General features: G+C 55.9%; 22 protein-coding genes. 9 read left to right on the plus strand and 13 right to left on the minus strand.

The features are described 5' to 3' along the window. Positions 1 to 18 precede the first annotated feature (18 nt). The gene (locus ACUN8H_RS10315) at positions 19 to 837 is read right to left on the minus strand and encodes a flagellin N-terminal helical domain-containing protein (protein ID WP_445532044.1); all 819 of its coding nucleotides are present in this window, start codon (positions 835 to 837) and stop codon (positions 19 to 21) included. 73 nt (positions 838 to 910) lie between these two features. Further along, complete coding sequence (gene folK, locus ACUN8H_RS10320) at positions 911 to 1357, minus strand: 2-amino-4-hydroxy-6-hydroxymethyldihydropteridine diphosphokinase (RefSeq protein ID WP_445532045.1); 447 nt, start codon at positions 1355 to 1357, stop codon at positions 911 to 913. Between the two features lie 166 nt (positions 1358 to 1523). Here folK and ACUN8H_RS10325 point away from each other — a divergent pair, with 166 nt between their 5' ends. Further along, positions 1524 to 2282: an SDR family oxidoreductase gene (locus ACUN8H_RS10325; protein WP_445532046.1), complete on the plus strand. Its 759-nt coding sequence runs from the start codon at positions 1524 to 1526 to the stop codon at positions 2280 to 2282. 66 nt (positions 2283 to 2348) lie between these two features. Here ACUN8H_RS10325 and ybiO read toward each other — a convergent pair whose 3' ends face one another. From ybiO to trhO, 5 genes are all read right to left on the minus strand, one after another. Continuing rightward, entirely contained in the window at positions 2349 to 4748 is a 2400-nt protein-coding gene (gene ybiO / locus ACUN8H_RS10330) for a mechanosensitive channel protein (RefSeq protein ID WP_445532047.1), read from the minus strand. Positions 4749 to 4867: 119 nt separating this feature from the next. Then, the gene (locus ACUN8H_RS10335; protein ID WP_445532048.1) at positions 4868 to 5299 is read right to left on the minus strand and encodes a YqaA family protein; all 432 of its coding nucleotides are present in this window, start codon (positions 5297 to 5299) and stop codon (positions 4868 to 4870) included. 16 nt (positions 5300 to 5315) lie between these two features. Beyond that, on the minus strand, positions 5316 to 6137 hold the full coding sequence (locus tag ACUN8H_RS10340; RefSeq protein WP_445532049.1) for an IclR family transcriptional regulator domain-containing protein: 822 nt from the start codon (positions 6135 to 6137) through the stop codon (positions 5316 to 5318). 124 nt (positions 6138 to 6261) lie between these two features. Further along, positions 6262 to 7068, minus strand: a complete 807-nt coding sequence (locus ACUN8H_RS10345) for an enoyl-CoA hydratase (protein ID WP_445532050.1) — start codon at positions 7066 to 7068, stop codon at positions 6262 to 6264. Between the two features lie 85 nt (positions 7069 to 7153). Continuing rightward, positions 7154 to 8107, minus strand: a complete 954-nt coding sequence (trhO, locus tag ACUN8H_RS10350; RefSeq protein ID WP_445532051.1) for an oxygen-dependent tRNA uridine(34) hydroxylase TrhO — start codon at positions 8105 to 8107, stop codon at positions 7154 to 7156. Between the two features lie 263 nt (positions 8108 to 8370). On the opposite strand from trhO, the gene ACUN8H_RS10355 reads away from it, so the two are divergent. Further along, positions 8371 to 9060 carry a pirin family protein gene (locus ACUN8H_RS10355; RefSeq protein WP_445532052.1) on the plus strand — a complete coding sequence of 230 codons (690 nt, stop codon included), beginning with the start codon at positions 8371 to 8373 and terminating at the stop codon, positions 9058 to 9060. 74 nt (positions 9061 to 9134) lie between these two features. Here the strand turns inward: ACUN8H_RS10355 and serA are convergent, their stop codons facing one another. Continuing rightward, entirely contained in the window at positions 9135 to 10379 is a 1245-nt protein-coding gene (gene serA / locus ACUN8H_RS10360) for a phosphoglycerate dehydrogenase (RefSeq protein WP_445532053.1), read from the minus strand. A gap of 249 nt (positions 10380 to 10628) precedes the next feature. Here serA and ACUN8H_RS10365 point away from each other — a divergent pair, with 249 nt between their 5' ends. From ACUN8H_RS10365 to ACUN8H_RS10385, 5 genes are all read left to right on the plus strand, one after another. Beyond that, the gene (locus ACUN8H_RS10365; RefSeq protein ID WP_290701798.1) at positions 10629 to 10919 is read left to right on the plus strand and encodes an exodeoxyribonuclease VII small subunit; all 291 of its coding nucleotides are present in this window, start codon (positions 10629 to 10631) and stop codon (positions 10917 to 10919) included. After that, on the plus strand, positions 10913 to 11806 hold the full coding sequence (ispA, locus tag ACUN8H_RS10370) for a (2E,6E)-farnesyl diphosphate synthase (RefSeq protein ID WP_445532054.1): 894 nt from the start codon (positions 10913 to 10915) through the stop codon (positions 11804 to 11806). The genes ACUN8H_RS10365 and ispA overlap by 7 nt, the downstream gene beginning before the upstream one ends. Before the next feature lie 2 nt (positions 11807 to 11808). Further along, positions 11809 to 13731, plus strand: a complete 1923-nt coding sequence (gene dxs / locus ACUN8H_RS10375) for a 1-deoxy-D-xylulose-5-phosphate synthase (RefSeq protein WP_445532055.1) — start codon at positions 11809 to 11811, stop codon at positions 13729 to 13731. A gap of 53 nt (positions 13732 to 13784) precedes the next feature. Next, positions 13785 to 14549, plus strand: a complete 765-nt coding sequence (gene djlA, locus ACUN8H_RS10380; RefSeq protein WP_445532056.1) for a co-chaperone DjlA — start codon at positions 13785 to 13787, stop codon at positions 14547 to 14549. A 108-nt stretch (positions 14550 to 14657) separates the two neighbouring features. Then, complete coding sequence (locus ACUN8H_RS10385; protein WP_445532057.1) at positions 14658 to 15281, plus strand: glutathione S-transferase family protein; 624 nt, start codon at positions 14658 to 14660, stop codon at positions 15279 to 15281. A gap of 34 nt (positions 15282 to 15315) precedes the next feature. On the opposite strand, the gene cheZ is transcribed toward ACUN8H_RS10385, so the two are convergent. From cheZ to ribA, 5 genes are all read right to left on the minus strand, one after another. Then, entirely contained in the window at positions 15316 to 16002 is a 687-nt protein-coding gene (gene cheZ, locus ACUN8H_RS10390) for a protein phosphatase CheZ (RefSeq protein WP_445532058.1), read from the minus strand. 201 nt (positions 16003 to 16203) lie between these two features. Then, positions 16204 to 16884: a PAQR family membrane homeostasis protein TrhA gene (gene trhA / locus ACUN8H_RS10395; protein WP_445532059.1), complete on the minus strand. Its 681-nt coding sequence runs from the start codon at positions 16882 to 16884 to the stop codon at positions 16204 to 16206. 205 nt (positions 16885 to 17089) lie between these two features. Further along, a complete protein-coding gene (locus ACUN8H_RS10400) occupies positions 17090 to 17614 on the minus strand; it encodes a hypothetical protein (RefSeq protein ID WP_445532060.1) in 525 nt (174 codons plus the stop codon). 22 nt (positions 17615 to 17636) lie between these two features. Beyond that, a complete protein-coding gene (locus tag ACUN8H_RS10405) occupies positions 17637 to 18806 on the minus strand; it encodes a zinc-dependent alcohol dehydrogenase (RefSeq protein WP_445532061.1) in 1170 nt (389 codons plus the stop codon). Positions 18807 to 18935: 129 nt separating this feature from the next. Continuing rightward, positions 18936 to 19571 carry a GTP cyclohydrolase II gene (gene ribA, locus ACUN8H_RS10410; protein WP_008957523.1) on the minus strand — a complete coding sequence of 212 codons (636 nt, stop codon included), beginning with the start codon at positions 19569 to 19571 and terminating at the stop codon, positions 18936 to 18938. A gap of 275 nt (positions 19572 to 19846) precedes the next feature. On the opposite strand from ribA, the gene hemE reads away from it, so the two are divergent. After that, on the plus strand, positions 19847 to 20959 hold the full coding sequence (gene hemE, locus ACUN8H_RS10415; protein ID WP_445532062.1) for a uroporphyrinogen decarboxylase: 1113 nt from the start codon (positions 19847 to 19849) through the stop codon (positions 20957 to 20959). Beyond that, positions 20959 to 21825: a polyamine aminopropyltransferase gene (gene speE, locus ACUN8H_RS10420; protein ID WP_445532063.1), complete on the plus strand. Its 867-nt coding sequence runs from the start codon at positions 20959 to 20961 to the stop codon at positions 21823 to 21825. The genes hemE and speE overlap by 1 nt, the downstream gene beginning before the upstream one ends. Positions 21826 to 22038 lie beyond the last annotated feature (213 nt).

A 22038-nucleotide genomic window follows, 5' to 3' on the forward strand; every position in this document is an offset into this window, starting at 1 on the left:
GCTCTTTTAAAGCCCCTCTTACAAACTTTCCAGCAGGCGCAGAATCATCTGCGGCTGTTGGTTGGCCTGGGCCAACATAGCAATGCCTGCCTGCTGCAAGATCTGTGCACGAATAAGATGGGAAACTTCCTGAGCATAGTCGGCATCTTGGATGCGCGAACGCGCGGCAGACGTATTGATAATATTGTTATTGAGGCCATCGATCACGCTCTCAAAACGGTTCTGCACGGCGCCCAGGTAACTGCGCTGGCGATCCACTCGCTTAATGGCTTCATCCATTGCATCTATTGGGCTTTCTGTCGTGCTTCCTTCCAAAACGCTAAAGCCTTCCAGCCCCAGTGCCTGTAAGTTCATCCCTTCAAAACGTACCGCGATGCTATCGCCATCGTTGGCACCCACCTGAATATGTAACGACTTGGTCTCATTGATCAGTCCAATGTCGTTAAAGTTACTTTGCCCGGCAATGCGGTCGATCTCTTCCAATCGTTGATCGATCTCAGCCTGGATCGAAACAAGGTCATCAGAGGAGTTGGTGCCGTTAGCCGCTTGCACGCTCAGTTCGCGAATGCGCTGAAGATTATCGTTTACCTGATTAAGCGAGCCTTCTGCTGCCTGCACCATGGAGATGCCATCATTGGTATTGCGGATCGCCTGGGTCATACCGCTGATTTGTGCCGTCATACGGTTGGCGATCGCCTGCCCGGCTGGGTCATCCTTGGCGCTATTGATACGCAACCCAGATGAGAGGCGCTGCATAGCAGTCTGCATCGCTTGCTGACTGCCGCGCAGGTTATTTTGCGCGATGAGGGACATCAAGTTGGTATTAAGGCTGAGCAACGCGCGCCTCCGGGGGCGTTAGCCGACCCAGGCAAGGGCGGCTATATCGCTATTATCGGCCTTCTGGTGGAAATCATGAGCTTTTTGCCGGTTCAAGCGTACGGCCACTATTGGCAAGCACCTCATCGACGGGCACTTTCACATAGTCGTACTGGTAGTAGCCCTCATCGATCACTTCGCCATCCCAAGCCACCATGTCGAGATCCATGGTGCGGGGGCCTGATTTAATCGCTCCCCGTACGCGGCCCAAACGGTTTTCCACCTCTTTAAGATAGGCACGAAACGCTTCTCGCTCTAGCGAAGTGCTTACCAGCAGCGCGGCGTTTAAAAAATCGGGCTGGTGTTGGTAACCGACAGGCGTCGTACGTATCGCCGCCGAGCGCGCCAAGAGTTGGCATTCGTGGCTAAGAATCGTCAGCGCTTGATCAAAATAGTGCTCGGGGTCGATATTACTTCCTAGCGAGATCAAGCACTCATGCAGCGTAACGGTTTGTTCATTGGATAAGGGTATTGGTGGCATAGCGACATCCTGCTTGAAGTGACGGCTGCTAGCGTAGCGCTGTGGCAGCGCCCATCTATCAATACCTTCAAGCTGGCGACACGTGCAAGCTCTGTATAAGTTATTGACAAACGCTGCGCTCACGCAGAGAGTCTTGCTATACCAATAACACCGTAGGGAATGCGTTATGCATCAACAAGCTGCTGTGATAACCGGCGGTGCCACCCGTTTAGGCCGTCACTTTGCTGAAGCGTTGGCCGATGCTGGATTCGATATCGCGCTGCACGTTAATCGCTCCCGTGATGAGGCTGAAGCCGTGGCGAGCGGCATTCGCGCTAAAGGGCGCGTGTGTGAAATATTTCACTGCGATTTCTTAAGCGAGAATTTGAACGAGGAACTGGGTAATTTAATACAGGCTGCTAAACAGCGTTTTCCTGGTCTCAACTTGCTGCTTAATAGTGCCTCGGCCTACGAACCTGCCCCCATTGCCAAGACGGAGCTTGCCATGCTGGAAACGCAGTTTCGGGTCAATGTGTTTACCCCGCTACTGCTGACGCGTCACTTTGCCAACGTGGTTAACGAGGGCCAAGTCATCAACATTATCGATAACAAAGTGGCCTACCACCAGTACCCCTACGCGGCCTATTTACTATCGAAAAAAAGCCTAGCGGAAATGACCCGCATGGCAGCGCTAGAGTTCGCTCCCCGTATTCGCATTAATGGCCTTGCCCCTGGCGTAGTGCTGCCTGCCTCGCAGCGCACCAGTGACTATGTGCAGTGGCGGATTGATGGCATTCCGCTGAAGCAGCAGGGAACGCCCGCCCATCTTGTACAAGCACTCAACTATTTGTTGGAGAACCCTTTTGTTGCCGGGCAAATTCTGTTTGTCGATGGTGGTGAGTCCATCAATCTGGAAGGGCGGCACTCAGAAAACTATCGTTATTAAATACCCCTTAAAACGCGGCGGGGCCGCCCGAAGGCAGCCCCGTTAGCACGTTAAGATGACGATAATTTAGGTTTCATCGACGTCATCATGGTCGGGCTTGTGATGGTCTTCGTCCGCAGTGTGCTGTACCCCTTGCTGGGTATCATGCTTTACAGCAGACGAAGCATTAGGCTCCACTTCAACTTTCTTCTCTTTGGCGGTCGATTCCAGTACCCGTACATTGGCAGGCGGTGTCTTGCCATTTTTGGTCTCGCCAAAATAGAGCGTGGTGTGCGGGAAAGGTATCTCAATCCCTGCCTCATCAAAGCGCAATTTAACCAAGCGGTTATAAGCGCGGCCAACACCCCATTGGTCGCCTGGTGTCGTTTTGATCACCACACGAATGTTCACGGAGCTATCCGCCAGGGCGACCACACCGGCTACGGTTAGGTCTGCCAGCAGCTTATGACCGTGCTCTTCGCTGGATTTAAGATCTTCAAAGGCCAGTTGGAGCTGCTCAATGGCTTCGTCAATGCTCTCGCTGTAGCCAATACCGTATTCGCCCACATGGTTGCCGTACTCACGCATGTAGTTGGAAACGGTGTCCACACTTGAGAACGGCACGATGTGATAGGTGCCTGACAGGTCACGAATACCGACCGAGCGGATGCTGAGGCGTTCAGCGGTGCCTGTCACGCCCCCCACCGTGACCACGTCACCGGTGTTCATGGCATTTTCTACCTGGATAAACACCCCGGTAATCACATCCTGCACCAGCTTCTGGGCACCAAAACCAATGGCTAGACCCAATACACCGGCACCGGCAATCAGCGGGCCGATATTGATACCAATTTCCGACAGCACGATCATGCCAGTAATGGTCACCATAGCGATTGCCAGCGCATTGCGGAACAGACTGAGCAGCGTCTTCGCTCGTGCTGAAGGTTCGCCGTAGCCGGTTTCCGGGTTGAGCTTATGCTCGATCAGGCTCGCCAGTCCCAGCCAAACGGCGAGCGCCACAATCAAAATCACCGCAACGCTGGTTAAGTTCCCAACCAGAATGGCTCCCCCCTCGGAGGCATACCAGGCAGCGAGGTCAAAGGCGCCCCAAGCATTCAGAACGACCATAATAACCACAATCAGTATGATGGTACGCAGCACCCGCAACGCATTGGGAACATAGCTATTCAAGCGCTTTTCAAGCAGCGGCAGCTTGCGCCGCAGGTCATCGGATAAGGTGATACGGCGGCCAATGGTCTGAGTAAGAAACGAAGAGACCAGCAGCCCCACGACAATGGCGGCCAAGGATTTCAAGGTGGCAAACATCACAAACGGCAACGCATCGCCCGGGCGCGTCAGCGTCAATACAAACACCATCAAGAAGTACAGCAGCGCGAACAGATGCCAAGTGCGAGCAAATAGCTGCAGGGAGACACGGCTGGCGGTTAAAGTCGATTTCGCCGCCATCTCATTGAGGTTATTGCGCAGGCGGATGCGGTTCTTAAGCACCACTGCTACCGCATAAATAAACGCCAGTAGCATTATCAGCGTGCCGACTGCCTGACCTAACGACGCCGCAACGTAAAAATTGACCAGCGGCACCACAACCATCAGGCCGTAACCGACCATGCCAATCAAGCGCGCTAACCAGCGGTTCCAGTAGGACGCTTCCTGGGCAGAGATAGGCAGTAGCCGGAGCCCTTCGTAGCGTGAAGAGAACAGCATCCGCACGCCAGCTTTAAGCAGCTCAATAACCAAAAACGCATTCAAGAATAGAGAAGCGCGAGTAGATAGCTCACCAGCTTCACCAATCGCAAAGGTCGCCAACAAGTTGCCGCCAACGTAGGCAATAGCAACCAGCAGCACATCGATGATGGCAGCAATAACCACGCATGCAATCAAGCGCAGTACTGGCGTTAAATTACTGCCATTTAGCGACCAGCCACTGATTTTAGTAAATAGAGGCTTCGCTAACCGCCGGAAAATCATAAACATCGCAAAGGTGGCGATAATCACCAGGCCAAGGTTAATCGCAGCGCTGATGAACGCCGCCATGTCAAAGACACTTTCGGCGGCTTGACCGACGAAAAGACTGCCAACCAGGCTCACCACTTGCTCAAACTGCCCACCCACATCGCTAACCACACGGCTAGTGAGCTCCGCTAGCTGGCGCGGCAGCGAAACGTCTTCCGGTGCTAATTCGCTGCCTTGGGCAGCAGCTTGTGGCGAAAGCTCATCAGCAATCTCATCGGGCAGCGCTGACGCTTGATTGCGCAACATCTCAATCAACTCTTGTCGCGACTGCTCATCTTCCAATAAATTGGCTAACGCCTCGTAAGACGTTGGTGCCGACGCATCTGGGGATGCAGTGCCTTCGGCGCTAGCCGATTCACTCGACGTGCTCTGCGCCATTACAGGCGTGACCATCATGGCAATCATTGCCAGCAGCCAGACACCTAGCCAGGGTAGTAAACGAAGTGGCTTCACACCTTAACCTCCTTTTGGGTGAGTATTCTTTTCAATCTAACCGCTGCCTACACTGTACACTGCCTGCGCAGCTTGTTAAAAAGTTGTACAGGGTAACATGCATTAATAAATAAGGCGTTTTACTGGCACAGGGGTGCTAACCAATAGTGCGCCAGTAGTAATACCACAGCGTAGCGGGCGCCCTTGGCAATCACAATCCACCCCAAAGCTCGCCACCAGGGCAGCCTGAATACGCCGGCCAACACGGTCAGCGGGTCACCAACGATGGGTGCCCATGATACCAGCAGGCTCAACTCACCAAAGCGGTGATACCACCCTTCAGCACGCGCCAAACGTCGCGGCGAGGCGGGAAACCAGCGGCGATCTTGAAACTGACGCGCATAACGCCCGAGCGCAACGTTAACCATGCTGCCCAAGGTGTTGCCGGTGGTAGCCACGAACCACAGCACCAGCGGTGGTTCGCCTACACACCAAAGCCGCGCCAGCCATACTTCCGACCCACCGGGTAATAGCGTTGCGCTGGCGAGAGCGACAAAAAACAGACTCAGCATCGTTCAGCGGCCCACATTAGCGTGGCACGTAGCCGCCCAACTGCTGGGTGATTTCATCGGCCGTTTGACGAACCAGTGCACCGAGCGTTAGTAGCCGCGCTTCGGGGATACGCGCCATGGGGCCTGAAACGGATATCGCCGCCAGCGGGGTACTGTGTTCGTCAAATATGCAGGCAGCGACGCAGTGCAGGCCGATCGCGTGCTCTTCGCGGTCGCAGGCAAAGCCCTGAGCACGAATTTGCTGGGTTTCCACCTGTAGCGTCTCGGGCTGATAAAGCGTATTAGCCGTCACTCTGGCTAGCTCGCGGCCCTCAAGCAAACGAGCGCACTCATCATCAGGCATCCACGCCAGCAAGGCTTTACCGACCCCAGAGGCATGCAGCGGTGCGCGGGAGCCAAGGCGGGTGATCATGCGCATCATCTGAGGCGATTCATGCTGAGCAAGAAAGACCGCCGTCGCTCCATCGCGGATACCCAGGTTGGCGGTTTCGCCGGTTTCGGCTGTTAGCCTGCGCAAAAATGGTCGGCTGGTGGCCACGACATCGCGCGCTTCAAGAAAGCTGTTGCCTATTCGGAAGGTTTTGACATCGATTCGCCACAGGCCCTGCTCGTTCTCCTGGGTGACAAAGCCCTGACTTTGCAGCGCCTGTAACAGGCGATGGGTCGTCGATGGCGCTAATTCAGCCCTCTCTGCCACTTCCGAAAGGGCGAGCCCGAGGGGGCTCGCCGCGAGATACTCCAGCAGCGTTAAGCCGCGGACCAGCGACTGGCTATGGCCGCCGCTGGCTTTGGCGGTATTCGCCGGACGACCGACCGTCCTGCGCTTGGCTTCACTCACCTGGCTCTCTCCTAAAAGGCGCTCCAGAGGCGCCTCGACTGACTACAAAGAGCATCAGGATAACGTGTCAATGCGGCCGTTGTCGCGTTTATGAAAACGGGTTCCACGTATTCTTTCAGTTTTCTTAACGGTGCAGCCATTGTGCTGGACGCTTAGCCATAAACGCATCGATCCCTTCACCGACGTCCTCGGCCAGCATATTGCAGGCCATGGTTTCACCGGCAAAAGCGTAGGCCTCATCGAGCGGCATGCTGAGCTGGCGAGCAAACATAGCTTTGCCCGTGCGCACTGCCACGGCACTTTTCGCGCAGATACTGGCGGTCAGTGCTTGCGTTGCCTCATCCAGCGCATCGTCCTCGGCCACGCGATTGATCAGCCCCCACTCGGCGGCCTGCTCAGCACTGATAAATTCGCCCGTCAGCAGCATTTCCATGGCGCGCTTACGTGACACATTACGCGAGAGCGCCACCGCCGGGGTGGAGCAAAACAGGCCAACGTTAATGCCGGAAACGGCAAAGCGAGCGCTGCGTGCAACCACCGCCAGATCGCAGCTAGCGACCAGTTGGCAGCCAGCGGCAGTGGCAATGCCCTGTACTTTGGCAATCACGGGTACCGGCAAGTGAGCAATGGCCTGCATCACCTCGCCGCAGCGGGCAAATAGCGCTTGGTAGTAGGCTTTATCGGGGTTGGCGCGCATCTGTTTGAGATCGTGCCCGGCGCAGAAGGCTTTGCCTTTTGCGGCGAGTACTACACAGCGCACACGGCTATCGTCGGCAATCTCGGCGAAGGCATCGTCGAGTGCTTGCAGCATGGCTTCTGAAAGCGCGTTAAAGCGTTCTGGGACGTTCATGGTTAGCGTTGTAACGCCTTGCTCATCTCGGCGTTGCAGGATGGCGTCAGGTGAAAAGAGGTCATTAGAGGGGGCGGGCATGGCGAACTCCTGGTATGAGTAGCACAGTGCCCTCAGTCTAGCGCACCCGCATGGCTTGCAATGCGGATGCGCGACTAGATTTTTATCAGGCTTTTTTCATCAGGCGGGTATCGCGGCCTAGCGGGTGCGGCTCGCCGCGCTGTTGGGCGAGCTCGATTTGACGCTGGCGTTCACGGGCGGCAGCGCGGGTTTTCTCCGGTAGCGAATCGATACAGTGGGGGCAGCTGATTCCCGGCTCATACGCAGATGACTGCATATCCTCGGCGGAGATGGGCATGCGGCAGGCATGGCACTGCTCGAACTCTCCCTTACTCAAGTCGTGGCGTACGGTCACGCGGTTATCGAACACAAAGCACTCACCGCGCCATAGCGACTGCTCTTCTGGGACTTTTTCCAGGTAGTTCAGCACCCCGCCTTTCAGATGATAAACCTCTTCAAAGCCCTCTTTGAGCATAAAGCTGGAGGCTTTTTCGCAGCGGATGCCGCCGGTGCAGAACATTGCTACTTTTTTATGTTTTTCCGGGTCGTAGTGCTCGCGCACGTACTCGGGAAATTCACGGAAGGTGGTGGTTTTCGGATCTATCGCCCGCTCGAAGCTGCCAATGGCTACTTCGTAATCGTTGCGGGTATCGATCACCAGCACTTCGGGGTCGGCGATGATGTCGTTCCAGTTTTCCGGCTCGACGTAGGTGCCAACGGTGTCATTGGGGTCGATATCGGGCACCCCCAGGGTAACGATCTCTTTCTTGAGTTTGACCTTGGTGCGGTAAAACGGCGTTGCGTCGCAGTAAGACTCTTTATGATCGATATCCGCCAGGCGTGGATCAGCGGTAAGCCAGGCCAGCAGGCCGTCAATGCCTTCGCGGTTGCCCGCCACTGTGCCGTTGATGCCTTCTTTGGCGAGTAGCAGTGTTCCTTTGACGCCATGATCCAGCATGGTTTGATGAAGCGGCTCGCGCAGCGCTTCAAAGTCGTTCAGGGTGACAAATTTGTACAGCGCCGCGACCACGATGGGCGGCGTTTGAGTGGTGGCTGTCATGAGGTGCTCCAGGTAGTCATCCTCGTAAAGGACGGACCGGGTGATAAAGACGCGCATAGTGTAAACAAAAGCCAAACAAAAGCCGAGGCGAGAGTCGCTTGCTTGGGCCGTGGCGGCCTTACGCTGCGTCATTAAAGCGCCGCTTCTTTACAGTTTTGAATACGTCGATTTATTCGAAGATACCGTGCTGAAAGCTTCACCCCACGACGCCGCTGTGAGGCGTATATTGTCACTATTCCCTCACGCAAACAGCGGAGCACAACATGATTATTCGTCGTTCTAATGAGCGCGGCTACGCCGACCACGGTTGGCTACGCTCCTTTCATACCTTTTCATTTGCCAATTACGTTGACCGTAACCATATGGGCTTTCGTGCGCTGCGCGTAATCAACGAGGATCGCGTTGCGGGCGGCCATGGTTTTGGTGCTCACCCTCACCGGGACATGGAGATTATTTCCTACGTGCTGGAAGGGGAAATGGAGCATAAAGACAACATGGGCAACGGCGAGGTGATGCGCCCAGGCGATGTGCAGCGCATGTCGGCAGGCACCGGGGTGCTGCATAGCGAGTTCAACCACTCCAAAGAGAACGGGCTGCACTTTTTGCAGATCTGGATTGAGCCCAAGCAACTCGGTATAAAGCCCAGCTATGAGCAGAAAGCGTTTCCTACCGCCGAGCGCCAAGGCCAGTGGCGGTTGGTGGCGTCTGAGGAGGGACGTGAAGGCTCGGTGAGTATTAATCAGGACGTCAATCTGTATGCTGGCTTGTTCAACGCTGGCGAAGAGCCAACCGCACCACCTTCGCGCCACGCCTGGCTGCACGTGGTCAACGGTGAAATGGAGGTCAATGGCGAGACGTTAAGCGCAGGCGACGCTGCCGCGTTCCAGCCGGATGAGATGATCAATCTTACTGGTAAGCAGGCAGGCGAAGTACTGCTGTTTGATCTGGCTTGATCGTTTTTAGTTAGCAAAACGGCGCCTTACATAAGGCGCCGTTTTTTTACCGCTAACTTAGTTAACGAAATGCGTTAGCTATTTTGCGATGAGTAGAGCGCACGAATTTTCAGCGTGTGATCCACTTGCTTCAATGCTTCCAGCGCCTGAGGGCCGTAGGCTTTATCCACGTCGATGACCACATAACCCACTTTCTCGTTGGTTTGCAGGTACTGGCCCGAGATATTGATGCCATTTTCAGACAGCACGCGGTTAATTTGCGACAGCACACCCGGCACGTTGTCGTGAATATGCAGCAAACGGTGCTTGTCTGGGTGAGCGGGCAGCGCCACTTCGGGAAAGTTGACCGACGTCACCGTGGTGCCGTTGTCGGAATACGTGATCAGTTTTTCCGACACTTCAATACCAATGTTCTCCTGCGCTTCCAGGGTAGAACCACCGATGTGCGGGGTCAGAATCACGTTCTCAAGACCGCGTAGAGGACTTTCGAACTCCTCCTCGTTGCCTTTGGGTTCGACCGGGAAAACGTCGACCGCGGCACCATTGAGATTACCCGCTTTAATGGCCTCGGCCAGCGGCTCAATCTCCACCACGCTGCCACGCGAGGCGTTGATAAAGATCGCGCCCGGCTTCATGGCAGCAATCTCTTTGGCGCCGATCATCCAGCGGGTAGAGGCAAGGTCGGGCACGTGCAGGCTAACCACATCGGCGCGCCCCAATAGCTCTTCCAGGCTGGCGACCTGACTGGCGTTCCCCATACCCAACTTGGTGATCACATCGTAATAAATGACGTTGAAGCCAAGTGATTCGGCCAGCACAGAGAGCTGCGCACCGATGCTGCCGTAACCCACGATACCCAGCGTTTTACCGCGCGCTTCGTGGGAGTTCTTGGCCGACTTCAGCCAGCCGCCCTGATGAGCGCGGGCGTTTTTCTCGGGGATACCGCGTAGCAGCATGATCGCTTCCGCCAGCACCAGCTCGGCCACCGAGCGAGTGTTGGAGTACGGCGCGTTAAACACCGCGATACCCCGCGTCAGCGCGGCGGTCAAATCGACCTGATTGGTGCCGATACAGAAACAGCCTACGCCGACCAGCTTCTCTGCTGCCTCGAACACGCGCTCAGTCAACTGGGTGCGGGAACGAATGCCGATGAAGTGAACGTCGCGGATCTTTTCGATCAGCGCGTCTTCATCAAGCGATGTGGGCAGGTGCTCGATATTTTCATAACCGGCGTTGTGAAAATTGTCCACCGCACTTTGGTGGACGCCCTCGAGTAGCAGGATCTTGATCTTGCTCTTGTCCAGGGACGTTTTGGCCATGGCTGAATCAACCTCTATGGTCGGCGGCATGCGCCGTGTATCGGTTCACGGGAGGCGCATATCGTAGCACAGGCAGCCCCGGTCACGCCGGGTCAAGATGATGAAAAGTGTGCGTAATGACAATGAATGCACCGCAAGTCGTTACCAACAGCGTGGTTGGAAAGGCAGACGTCCCCCCCTGGCGTCGGTGTATACTGTGGGCCTATTTCAGCTTATTTTAAAAACATACCGGTTGGCAGGCATACCCCAATGAGCGACACGACATCACCTCCGCAGGATTTCGCCGCGACGGTTGAACAACTCGAAACCATCGTTGAACGTCTTGAGTCAGGCGAGCTCTCATTGGAAGATGCGCTGACCGCGTTTGAACAAGGCGTGCGGTTAACCCGCGATGCGCAGCAGCGTTTAGACAGTGCCGAGCTCAAAGTGCGTGCGCTTAGCGAAGACAGTGAAGGCCGCTTAAAGGTAACGCCGTTTGCTGGCCCCGACGACCTCAAGGATGCGGCCGACGAAGAGAGCAAGGAGACGCCCCCATGGTAGCCATCCAGCCGAGCCGGCTCGACGCCCTACGCCAGCGCAGTAATCGCCGGGTAGATGCGACCCTGGCGGCGCTGTTTGATAGCCGGCCGGCGGTAGCGCCACGGCTTGAAGCTGCCATGCGCCACGGCCTGCTCGCAGGCGGAAAGCGGCTGCGCCCGCTGCTGGTCTACATGGCCGGCCATGCCCTTGGGGCGGACGACGAAGCACTTGATGCACCCGCTGCGGCCATTGAGTTAATTCACGCCTACTCACTGATCCATGACGATTTACCCGCCATGGACGATGATGACCTGCGCCGCGGCCAGCCTACCGTGCATAAAGCTTTTGATGAAGCGAGCGCGATTCTGGCTGGCGATGCGCTACAAGCGCTAGCGTTTGAAGTGCTCGCTACTACCGCGCATCCACGTCTGGCGAATATGGTGCACACGTTAGCCGTCGCCTCGGGGCGTGATGGCATGGTAGCAGGGCAGGCGCTGGATTTAGACGCCGTTGGCGGCCACCCCGATGTGGATGCGTTGGCCCACATGCATGGGCATAAAACCGGCGCCCTGATTGTCGCTGCCGTACGCCTCGGTGGCCTAGTGGCGGTGGCTGACGATGATCCCCGATTAACCGCCCTCACTCGCTACGCGCGCGCCATTGGTCTAGCCTTTCAGATTCACGATGACATCCTGGATGTGACCGGCGACACCGTTACCCTAGGCAAAACGTCAGGCGCCGATGCGGCCCGAGCCAAGCCCACCTACCCTACTCTGCTGGGATTAGAGGGCGCTCAACGTAAAGCGCACAGCCTGATTGACGAGGCCGTTGCCGCGCTCGCCCCACTGGGCGAACGTGCTGCACCGCTGGCCGATTTAGCCCACTACATGATCGAGCGCGACCACTAAAGATGCCCATGAAGCTGTTCGACGAGATTCCCCGCGAGCGCCCGGCGACGCCGTTGCTCGACTCCTTTGACCACCCCGCCGCGCTGCGGGCCATGAATGACCATCAGCTCGCCCAACTGGCCGATGAACTTCGTGCTTACTTGCTGTATAGCGTGGGCGTTTCGGGTGGTCACTTTGGTGCTGGCCTCGGCGTTGTCGAGTTAAGCGTTGCCCTGCATCACGCCTTTAACACGCCCCAGGACCGCTTGGTGTGGGACGTTGGCCATCAAGCCTACCCGCATAAAATCCTGACCGGCCGCCGTGAAACGATGCTCAGTATTCGCCAGCACGGCGGTTTAGCCGCGTTTCCGCGCCGTGCCGAATCCGAGTACGACACCTTCGGGGTCGGTCACTCCAGCACATCGATTTCCGCGGCGCTGGGCATGGCATTGGCGGCAAAAGCCCAGGGTGATAAACGCCGCGTGTGCGCCATTATTGGCGATGGCGCACTCACCGCTGGCATGGCGTTTGAAGCCCTGGCCCATGCGGGCCACGTGGATGCCAACCTGCTGGTGGTCCTGAACGACAACGAAATGTCGATCTCCGAGAACGTTGGCGGCATGGCGACCTATCTTGCCCGCGTACTCTCCAGCAAGCCGTATCTCAAAATGCGCGAAGAGGGTAAAAAGGTGCTTTCCCACCTGCCCGGCGCACTCGAGCTTGCCCGGCGCACCGAAGAGCACATGAAAGGCATGGTGAGCCCCGCCACGCTGTTCGAGGAGATGGGCTTTAACTACGTCGGCCCGATCGACGGCCATGACCTCGAATCGCTCACCGATACGCTGGAAAACCTGCGTGATCTCGACGGCCCGCAGTTTCTGCATATCAAAACCGTGAAAGGCAAAGGCTTCCTGCCTGCTGAAGCGGATCAAATTGGCTACCATGCAATCACCAAGCTTGAGAAGCCAAGCACCACGGTCAGCGCCTCGACGGTTAGTAAACCGGCGGTTAAGAGCGTCGCCAAGAAGAAATACTGCAACGTGTTCGGCGACTGGCTCTGCGATATGGCCGCTGCCGATTCGCGCTTGATGGGCATCACCCCTGCGATGCGCGAAGGCTCCGACCTGATTCGCTTCTCAAAGGCGTATCCCCAGCGCTATTTCGATGTCGCGATTGCCGAGCAGCACGCCGTCACACTGGCGGCGGGTATGGCGTGCGAAGGCATGAAGCCAGTGGTGGCGATTTACTCTACCTTCCTGCAGCGCGGTTATGATCAGCTCATTCATGATGTCGCGGTACAGCACCTGGATGTCACCTTTGCCATTGACCGCGCTGGCTTAGTCGGCGAAGACGGCCCCACACACCACGGCAGCATGGATCTTTCGTTCCTGCGCTGTGTGCCCGGCATGGTGATTCTCGCCCCGGCGGACGAAGCCGAATGCCGTGCCATGCTCAGTGCGGCCTACCACCACCCTGGCCCCGCAGCGGTGCGCTACCCACGCGGCACCGGGCCAGGCGCGGAGATTCCGGCGCATCTTGAGCCATTAACGATTGGTAAAGCCGAGGTACGTCGAAACGCCTCAAGCGACAGCGTTCGTATTGCGCTGCTGGCGTTTGGCAGCATGAACAGCGCTGCGGCCGAAGTGGCCGAACGGCTCAATGCTACCCACATCAACATGCGTTCTATCAAACCACTCGATCGCGATGCGGTGCTGCATGCCGCTGATGAACACGAACTGCTGGTAACACTGGAAGAGAACGTGATTGCCGGTGGTGCGGGCAGCGCGGTCAATGAGCTTCTTCACGCTGAAGGCGTACAAGTGGAAGTGCTCAATCTCGGTCTGCCGGATGCTTTTGTCGAGCACGGAACGCCTGCCCAACTGCTGGCCGACTGTCAGCTGGATAGTGAAGGCATCGAGCGTGCCATTCGCGCCAGGTTGCCATAAGGTATTACTTCTAATCTGCTTTTAAACTGTTTTAACCTACTTTTGAGATTTCTATGCTACTGCTTATTGTGATTTTCGGCCTGATCGGTCTTGCGTTCGGTGGCCCAGTAGGGCTACTCATTGGCGGCGGCCTGGGCTGGTGGCTAGGTCGGCGTATCAGTCGCCGCCTGACTATCGCGCGGATGCGAATTCAAGAAGGCTTTCTGGAGTCGATATTCTCTGTCATGGGTTGTCTATGCCAAGCCGACGGCAAAGTCACCGAAGGCGAGCTGGATGTTGCCGAAAAGCTCTTTGACCAGATGCATTTACAGGGTGAACAGCGTGCCAAGGCCCGCGCCGCCTTCGAGCGCGGTCGCGCCGATGACTTTAATCTTGACGCCGAACTCGCCAACGTTAACCGCCTCACCCAGCGCCAGCCGGTGCTACGCCAAGTATTTATCCAGGTTCAGCTTTCCGCTATCGCCGCTGACGGCGTGCTCCACCCCGCTGAACAAGAGATGATCCTGCGCGTGGCCCGTGGCGTGGGTTGCAGCGATACCGAACTGCAGCAGATCGAGGCAATGCTGCACGGCGCAGCCGCTAACTCCCAAGGCGCCAGCGAAGAAGCACTGAAAGATGCCTATCGTGTATTGGGGGTTTCCGATGACGCCAGCGATGCTGAAATCAAAAAGGCCTACCGTCGTCTGATGAGCCAAAACCACCCGGACAAATTGGCGGGTAAAGGCTTACCCGAAAGCATGCGTGACATTGCTCAAGCGCGCACTAGTGAAATCGGCAATGCTTACGAACGTATCCGTACGGCGCGAGGCAGCAATTAGCGATAGCGGTCGCTGCCATAACGTTTCAGCAGTGCCCGTAGCGCATCGACACCGTCGTTACGGCCCGCTAAATTAAAGCATCGGTCACACTATCGTCAGGAGCACGCGATGATAACGCTATACAGTTTTCCCCAGTCACGCTCGCTAAGAGTGGCGTGGGCGCTTGAAGAGTTAGGCGTTGAATATCAGTGCCAGCATGTCGCACTGGACAAGGGCGAAGGCCAATCGGCGGCACACTTAATGCGCCACCCGGACGGCAAGGTGCCGGTCATTGAAGATGGCGAAGTGCACCTATTCGAGTCGGCACCCATTTGCCGCTATTTGGCCGAAAGATATGGGGATGGCTCACTGTTGCCAAGTGACCCCGCAGGCCGCGCTCAGGTTGACCAGTGGCTCAGTTTTATCGTGACCGAGATCGAGCAACCGCTGTGGAATCAAGCCAAGCATAAGTTTGCCCTGCCTGAAGATAAGCGTGTACCGGCTATTCTGCCTGTCTGTGCCTGGGAGTTTCAGCGTGCAATAAGCGCCCTGGAGCGCCGCTTTAACGGCCAGGAAAACTTAGTGGGTAATACGTTCACACTCGCCGATCTGTTTTTAACCCACACCCTTTCCTGGGCAACCAGCATGAAGCACCGCTTACCCGAGCCGCTGTTGGCTTACCGCGAGCGCCATATCAAGCGCCCCGCCATGGCTAAGGCGATGGAAAAAGAGCAGGCAGCAGCGAAGGGTTAATTAAGGCAACGGTTTTTTGCTGAGCTTGGCGCCTTTAAAAGCCAAGCTCATCAAGCAGATCATCGACCTGATCCTGTCCAGACACTGCATCCAACTTGCTTTCCCCTACCTGGGGGCCATTGCGTAGTCGGGCATGCTCATCACGACCATCTTCAACTTTAACGCCGTCGGTGACGTTAGGCACATTATCCACCAACACCTGAATAAGCTGCTCTTCGATTAGCTTGATAACTTCCATCATTTTCTTAATCACCTGGCCGGTAAGATCCTGGAAGTCTTGAGCCATCATGATTTCAAGCAACTCTTTTTGCGTAGCGCCGGTGGCGGCGGGCAGTTTGCTACTCAAAAAATCCTGCGTCTCCTCGACGAGTTTAGGGTCTTCTTCAACCACCGCGAGATTGGCTGCCGCGGTCTGCCAGCGCTTATTAAGCGCCGCGCCTTCTTCCTCAAGCGTGTCTTGCAAGGGTTGCGCGCGCTCAACGGCATTCAATGCCCGCTCTGCGGCTTGCTCGGTCATCAGGGCAACATAATTGAGACGATCATTGGCATCCGGTATCGCTTGCGCCGCCTGGGTAATCTGCTGATCTAAGCCGAGTTCTTTCATGCTGTCCCGCAGCAGGCGCGTTAAGTGGCCTATGCGATGCACCATCTCATCAGTACTGTCTTTTTTGCCCAGTACCGACGGCATGGTCGTGTCGTGGGCGTTGTTAACAGTGCTCATGACAATCCTCTTGTTAGCATTTCTTGTTCGATGTCGTTTCTGGACGACAATAGTCATCCTATTACGCACCTGCTGTGGCTTTTCAGGCGATTGAGGGCTCAATACACCCAGGTCAACCACCAAACCTACTACTACTTTCGGCCTAAAATGCTAAAACTTAAGTTGAATCCGTCATCTACAGAAGGATTCTGGCACTTTTAGTTAAGCTGACGTCACGTGAGGCAGCACGGCGCTGTAAACCGCAAAGTAGTGGCAGACGCTTCCGGCGATCACAAACATATGCCAGATCGTATGGTTATAGGGGATGGCACGCACAGCGTAGAAGATAACGCCCAGCGTGTAGGTGATGCCGCCCGCAGCCAGCAGGGTGATACCGGTTGACGATAAATTAGCCGTCATTTCCTCGGCGGCGAGTACTATCATCCAACCCATAAGTAAATAAATCGTCACGCGTAACACCGCAAAGCGATGCGGCCAGCATAGTTTGCAGGCAATGCCCGCCAGTGCCAGCGACCACACGGCGGTAAATAGCATCCACCCGGTCGGACCGCGCATATTAACGAGTAAAAAAGGCGTGTAGGTGCCAGCAATAAGCAAATAAATGGCGCAATGATCGAGCAGTTGAAAGCGCTGCTTCCAGCGCCGATGCGCAATACCGTGGTAAAGCGTCGAAGCGGTATATAGCAGTACCAGCGTTGCGCCGTACAGGCTTAAACTCACCACCTTCCAAGGGTCGACGTGAACCGCTAGGCTAGCCGCTACCAGCAAGACCACCATGCCTACCAAACTAAGCACAGCTCCCACCCCATGGGTAATACTATGTAGCCACTCTTCCGTCACGCTAAATTCGCCCAGCGGGACGCCGACATCGGTATTTTTCAAAGCAGGCACCTCTAACGCTTTGTCTATCTTATAGCTCAGGCATACACAGATTAGCGAGCTGCTGGCAATACAGAAAGTATCCGCGACCAATGGTTCCATGTCTGTAAAGAGAGCTACGTAACAAACAAACCGAGCCCGTTAGTGAAAACCGGGCTCGGTGTTGAGGAGAGCAGCCAACCTGCTCAAGATAAGGATGGACTATTTTTTAAAGCGTTGAGGAGGGTAAGGCTGCCTTCATATCGGCGGGCACTTGAAAATCCGATGCAGCGCCTCGCGCGCCTGCTAACCCTTGGGGAAAGCCGCTTCGATGACTGTAATCAGGGGTAATGCCGCCTTGATAGGCATGCCGTTGGCTCAAGGCCTTGGCGCAGGCGTAATCAATGGCAGTGAGAATACCCACCGCCGTGAGCGCAAGATACACATTCTGTTTCTTGGGGTTATGCGCATCCTTTAGCGCAAAGGAGAGCGCGGCAAGGTCTAACATATCGCCGCCAACGCGACTCCAGATTGCGGGAGTGGGGTTATCCGACAATGCACCGATCCCAGTAATTATTTCTCGCGCCCCGCAAGCGCGCATATTGTTTTCACTGCCCTGCATACCCAGCTTTTGGGTAAGCTTTCCTGGCGCTAACAGCTGATAGAGCCCCATTCCTACGCTTAACCAGCCAAGCCCCCGCGCAAGCTTATCCGCGGCGCTTTGCGAATGAGCCATGTCTGTGTGCTTATGCATCGCTACCTCCATGTCGGTGTCTTCAAGGCTTGAGAATAACCTTGACGCAACCATCCTGTTTATCGCGGAAGGTTTTATACATTTCGGGCCCTTGCTCAAGGCCGACAGAGTGAGTAATAACGAAGGAGGGATCAATCTGGCCTTCATCAATACGCCGCAGCAGATCATCGGTCCAGCGGTTAACGTGGGTCTGACCGGTACGCACCGTCAGCCCTTTGTTCATTAATGCACCAATGGGGAGCTTGTCGACCAACCCTCCATAAACGCCGGGAATCGAGAGGATCCCTGCCGGGCGGCATACGTAGATCATTTCGCGCAATACATGGGCGCGATCCGATTCCATCAACATGGTTTGTTTAACGCGATCGTACATTGAGTCGAGTGAACGGGTGGCGTGTGCTTCCAGGCCCACCGCATCAATACACTTTTCCGGCCCCTTACCATTGGTCAGGTCTTTCAGGCGGCTCAAGACGCTCTCTTTATCGAAATTAATCGTAATGGCACCGCCCGCTTCTGCCATGGCAAGCCGCTCGGGCACATTATCGATAACGACGGCTTGCTTTGCGCCCAGCAACACCGCGCTGCGTACACAAAACTGGCCAACGGGCCCTGCGCCCCAAACCACCACCGTATCGGTAGGCTGAATATCGCACTGTACCGCCGCCTGCCAACCGGTAGGAAAGATGTCACCTAGGAAAAGCACTTGTTCATCTGTCAGCGTGCTGGGCACTTTGATATGCGTGGTGTCGGCAAACGGTACCCGGACATACTCAGCCTGACCGCCTGCATACCCGCCTGTGAGATGAGAATAGCCAAAGAGACCGGCGCCACCATGGCCGAACGCTTTATCGGCCAATGCTTTATTGCGATTAGAGCGCTCACAAACTGAATAATTGCCACGCTGGCACTGTTCGCATTCACCACAAAAAATAGTGAAGGGAACCACGACACGATCACCTACCTTTAAATTCTTTACCTCGCTGCCCACCTCCATCACTTCGCCCATAAACTCATGGCCAAGCACATCGCCTGACTCCATCGCCGGTATGAAGTGATCGTAGAGATGGAGATCGGAGCCGCAGATAGCGCAGCTACTGACATTAACGATGGCGTCGCGGGGGTGTTCGATTTGTGGATCCGGTACCGTGTCGTAACGAACGTCATTCTTACCGTGCCAGCAAAGTGCTTTCATGGCTGCTTCTCCTTAACTTTTTACCCTTGGGTTAGCATCCTGCTATGTATCAACATAGCTCAGTTGCCGGGCAAAAAAGGTTAAAAAAAAGCAAGTTTCCGGGCTGGTTAACGCCTTATGTGCGGGTCATCATCCCTTGCGTTCAATATCCACATCGCTGGCCTGGGTAAAGTCATCCAGGGCCATCATATGGCCGAGTTTGCCCGCTTTGGTGGCAAGGTACTGCTCGTTGTGGGGGTTCAGGCCGGTGGTGATCGGTAAGCGCTCGACTACATTCACTCCATCGCGGGTCAGGGCATCCACTTTGCGTGGATTGTTGGTCATTAACCGTAGAGAGGTGATGCCGAGGTGGTTGAGCATGGGCACGCACAGATCATAGCGGCGCATATCGGCGCCAAAACCAAGCTGCTCGTTGGCTTCGACCGTGTCGGCCCCTTGATCCTGCAGATGATACGCGCGGATTTTGTTTAACAGGCCGATCCCACGGCCCTCTTGGCGCAGATAAAACAGCACGCCGCGCCCCTCTTCTGCAATGCGCTTGAGCGCTTCCTGCAACTGATAGCCACAGTCACAACGCATCGAAAAGAGCGCATCGCCGGTTAAACATTCAGAATGCACTCGCCCCAGTACCGGCACATCACCGGTCACATCACCCAACGTTAAGGCGATATGATCCTTGCCGGTGGCCTCATCTTCGAAGCCATGCATTGTAAAGGTTGCCCAGGGGGTGGGCAGTTGAGAAGCGGCAATGAAGCGAATGGTCACAGGTTACCTCGCTGATTGACCAAACCAGTTAACCACACCAGTGTTGGCAAAGTGGGCAAGCATTCTAACAGGAAGCGGCGCACGCCTCACGATGGCAACGCGGCTAAAACCGGTTAATTAGCAGAGAAAAATTGGCTGGGTGCGACGATTTTTGCCATCGAGTACGCCGCCCTTGCGCCTATCTTCAAGTACAATTGCCCCATACGATCCAAAGTGCCTATACCCAGTACTTGTCTCAAGGACAATGCGGGCAAATTTCTTAAGAGCAAGTATTTATGACCACCACACCGCTGCAAAATGACCGCTTCCTTCGCGCCCTGGCGCGCCAGCCCGTTGACCGTACCCCGGTATGGATGATGCGCCAAGCGGGTCGCTACCTGCCGGAATACCGCGCCAGCCGTGCCGATGCAGGCAGCTTTATGGACCTCTGCCGTAACCATGACCTGGCCTGCGAAGTCACCATGCAGCCTTTAGAGCGCTACCCACTGGACGCGGCCATTCTGTTTTCTGACATTTTGACCATTCCAGATGCGATGGGCCTGGGGCTCTATTTTGAAACCGGCGAAGGCCCCAAGTTTCGCAAAACCGTGCGCACCCAGGAAGAAGTCGCAGCACTGAGCGTGCCCGACGCCGAGCGTGACTTGGATTACGTGATGCGGGCGGTGTCGACCATTCGCCGCGAGTTGAACGGCCGCATGCCGCTGATCGGCTTCTCCGGCAGCCCCTGGACTCTGGCGACCTACATGGTGGAGGGCGGCTCCAGCAAGGATTTCCGCCACCTGAAAACCATGCTTTACGATACGCCGGATACCATGCACCAGTTGCTGGATACGCTGGCGCATGCGGTCACCGACTACCTGAATGCACAGATTCGCGCCGGCGCCCAGGCAGTACAGATTTTTGATACCTGGGGTGGCGCGCTCTCTACACCGGCTTATCTTGAATTTTCGCTGCGCTATATGGAGCAGATCGTTTCCGGACTGATCCGCGAACACGACGGTCGCCGCGTGCCGGTGATTCTGTTCACCAAAAACGGTGGCCAGTGGCTTGAGCATATCGCCTGCGCCGGTGCCGATGCGCTGGGTATCGACTGGTCTACCGAGCTTTCCAACGCGCGCGCGCGGGTGGGCCACAAAGTCGCCCTGCAGGGCAACCTGGATCCTAACGTACTGTTTGCCCGCCCCTCGGCTATCCGCGCTGAAGTGGCGCGCGTGCTGGAAAGCTACGGCCATGGCCCGGGCCATGTGTTTAACCTGGGCCACGGTATCAGCCAGTTTACTAACCCGGATAACGTCACTGCCTTTATGGAGGCGCTGCACGAGTTAAGCCCGCAGTATCACCGTGATATTCCAACGCAACCCAACACAGCGCACTCAGGAGCCAATTGATGAGCGAATTACGCGACGACCAGTGGTTTACCGAAATTTTTGACAGCCACGGCAGCGCTTTCTCACTGAAAATCTCTGAAAAACTGCTGGATGTGCAGAGCCAATACCAACACCTGGAGGTCTACGCTACCGAGACCTACGGCAACCTGATGGTGCTGGATGGCTGTGTAATGCTGACCGATCGCGACAACTTTCTCTATCACGAAATGATTGCGCATCCGGCGCTGTTTACCCATCAAGACCCTAAGCGGGTGGTGATTATCGGTGGCGGCGACTGCGGGACGTTAAAAGAAGTGCTGCGTCACCCCAGCGTGGAAAAAGTCACTCAGATCGATATCGATGAAGAAGTGACGAAAGCGTCTGAACGCTTTTTCCCGACATTGGTTGAATCGAATAACGATCCGCGCGCTGAGCTACTGTTCGCTGATGGCGTTAAATGGGTGGACGATGCACCGGAAGAGAGCATTGATGTCCTCATTATCGACTCCACCGATCCGGTCGGCCCTGCCGAAGGGTTGTTCAAAACCGATTTTCTCAAGCGCTGCCACCGCATTTTAAAAAGCGGTGGTGTGATGGTGCAGCAGAGTGAGTCGCCGCTTTACCACACGGGCTCGATCATTCGTGCGCTACGTCACGATATGCTTGAAGCGGGTTTTGACAGCGTCGCCACACTGCCCTTCCCGCAGCCGGTATACCCTTCAGGCTGGTGGAGCGTGACATTGGCGGGTAAATCCACCGACGTTAATGCCTTCCGAGAGCAGGCAGCGGCCAGCCACGACCTGCCGCTTGAGTATTACAGTGTTGATGCCCACCGCGGTGCACTCGCCCTGCCGCCGTTTATGCGCAAGGCGTTTTCCGCCGAATAAGCGCTCTTCACTGCTGCATTTCTGTCACCGCTCACCGCAGCTTGCTCTAGAAAGGTGCAAAGCGAGGTGGGCGGTAACAATTTTTGCACCTAGACGTTCGTCTCGAATTGGTTGAGTAGCGTTGAAAAGCGCTGAATGTGCGCCTGTACCCTTGTTGGCATCTTCCTTGCTAGGTTTAGTTACATGCTACGGCATGCATGACTATTTCAATGA

The organism is Vreelandella sp. V005 (assembly GCF_052645115.1).

Excerpts from the sequence above, each read along its gene's own strand:
- folK (WP_445532045.1), bottom strand. The coding sequence starts at position 1,357 with ATGCCACCAATACCCTTATCCAATGAACAAACCGTTACGCTGCATGAG.
- ACUN8H_RS10325 (WP_445532046.1), top strand. The coding sequence starts at position 1,524 with ATGCATCAACAAGCTGCTGTGATAACCGGCGGTGCCACCCGTTTAGGC.
- ACUN8H_RS10335 (WP_445532048.1), bottom strand. The coding sequence starts at position 5,299 with ATGCTGAGTCTGTTTTTTGTCGCTCTCGCCAGCGCAACGCTATTACCC.
- ACUN8H_RS10345 (WP_445532050.1), bottom strand. The coding sequence starts at position 7,068 with ATGCCCGCCCCCTCTAATGACCTCTTTTCACCTGACGCCATCCTGCAA.
- trhO (WP_445532051.1), bottom strand. The coding sequence starts at position 8,107 with ATGACAGCCACCACTCAAACGCCGCCCATCGTGGTCGCGGCGCTGTAC.
- ACUN8H_RS10355 (WP_445532052.1), top strand. The coding sequence starts at position 8,371 with ATGATTATTCGTCGTTCTAATGAGCGCGGCTACGCCGACCACGGTTGG.
- serA (WP_445532053.1), bottom strand. The coding sequence starts at position 10,379 with ATGGCCAAAACGTCCCTGGACAAGAGCAAGATCAAGATCCTGCTACTC.
- ACUN8H_RS10365 (WP_290701798.1), top strand. The coding sequence starts at position 10,629 with ATGAGCGACACGACATCACCTCCGCAGGATTTCGCCGCGACGGTTGAA.
- ispA (WP_445532054.1), top strand. The coding sequence starts at position 10,913 with ATGGTAGCCATCCAGCCGAGCCGGCTCGACGCCCTACGCCAGCGCAGT.
- dxs (WP_445532055.1), top strand. The coding sequence starts at position 11,809 with ATGCCCATGAAGCTGTTCGACGAGATTCCCCGCGAGCGCCCGGCGACG.
- djlA (WP_445532056.1), top strand. The coding sequence starts at position 13,785 with ATGCTACTGCTTATTGTGATTTTCGGCCTGATCGGTCTTGCGTTCGGT.
- ACUN8H_RS10385 (WP_445532057.1), top strand. The coding sequence starts at position 14,658 with ATGATAACGCTATACAGTTTTCCCCAGTCACGCTCGCTAAGAGTGGCG.
- cheZ (WP_445532058.1), bottom strand. The coding sequence starts at position 16,002 with ATGAGCACTGTTAACAACGCCCACGACACGACCATGCCGTCGGTACTG.
- ACUN8H_RS10400 (WP_445532060.1), bottom strand. The coding sequence starts at position 17,614 with ATGCATAAGCACACAGACATGGCTCATTCGCAAAGCGCCGCGGATAAG.
- ACUN8H_RS10405 (WP_445532061.1), bottom strand. The coding sequence starts at position 18,806 with ATGAAAGCACTTTGCTGGCACGGTAAGAATGACGTTCGTTACGACACG.
- hemE (WP_445532062.1), top strand. The coding sequence starts at position 19,847 with ATGACCACCACACCGCTGCAAAATGACCGCTTCCTTCGCGCCCTGGCG.
- speE (WP_445532063.1), top strand. The coding sequence starts at position 20,959 with ATGAGCGAATTACGCGACGACCAGTGGTTTACCGAAATTTTTGACAGC.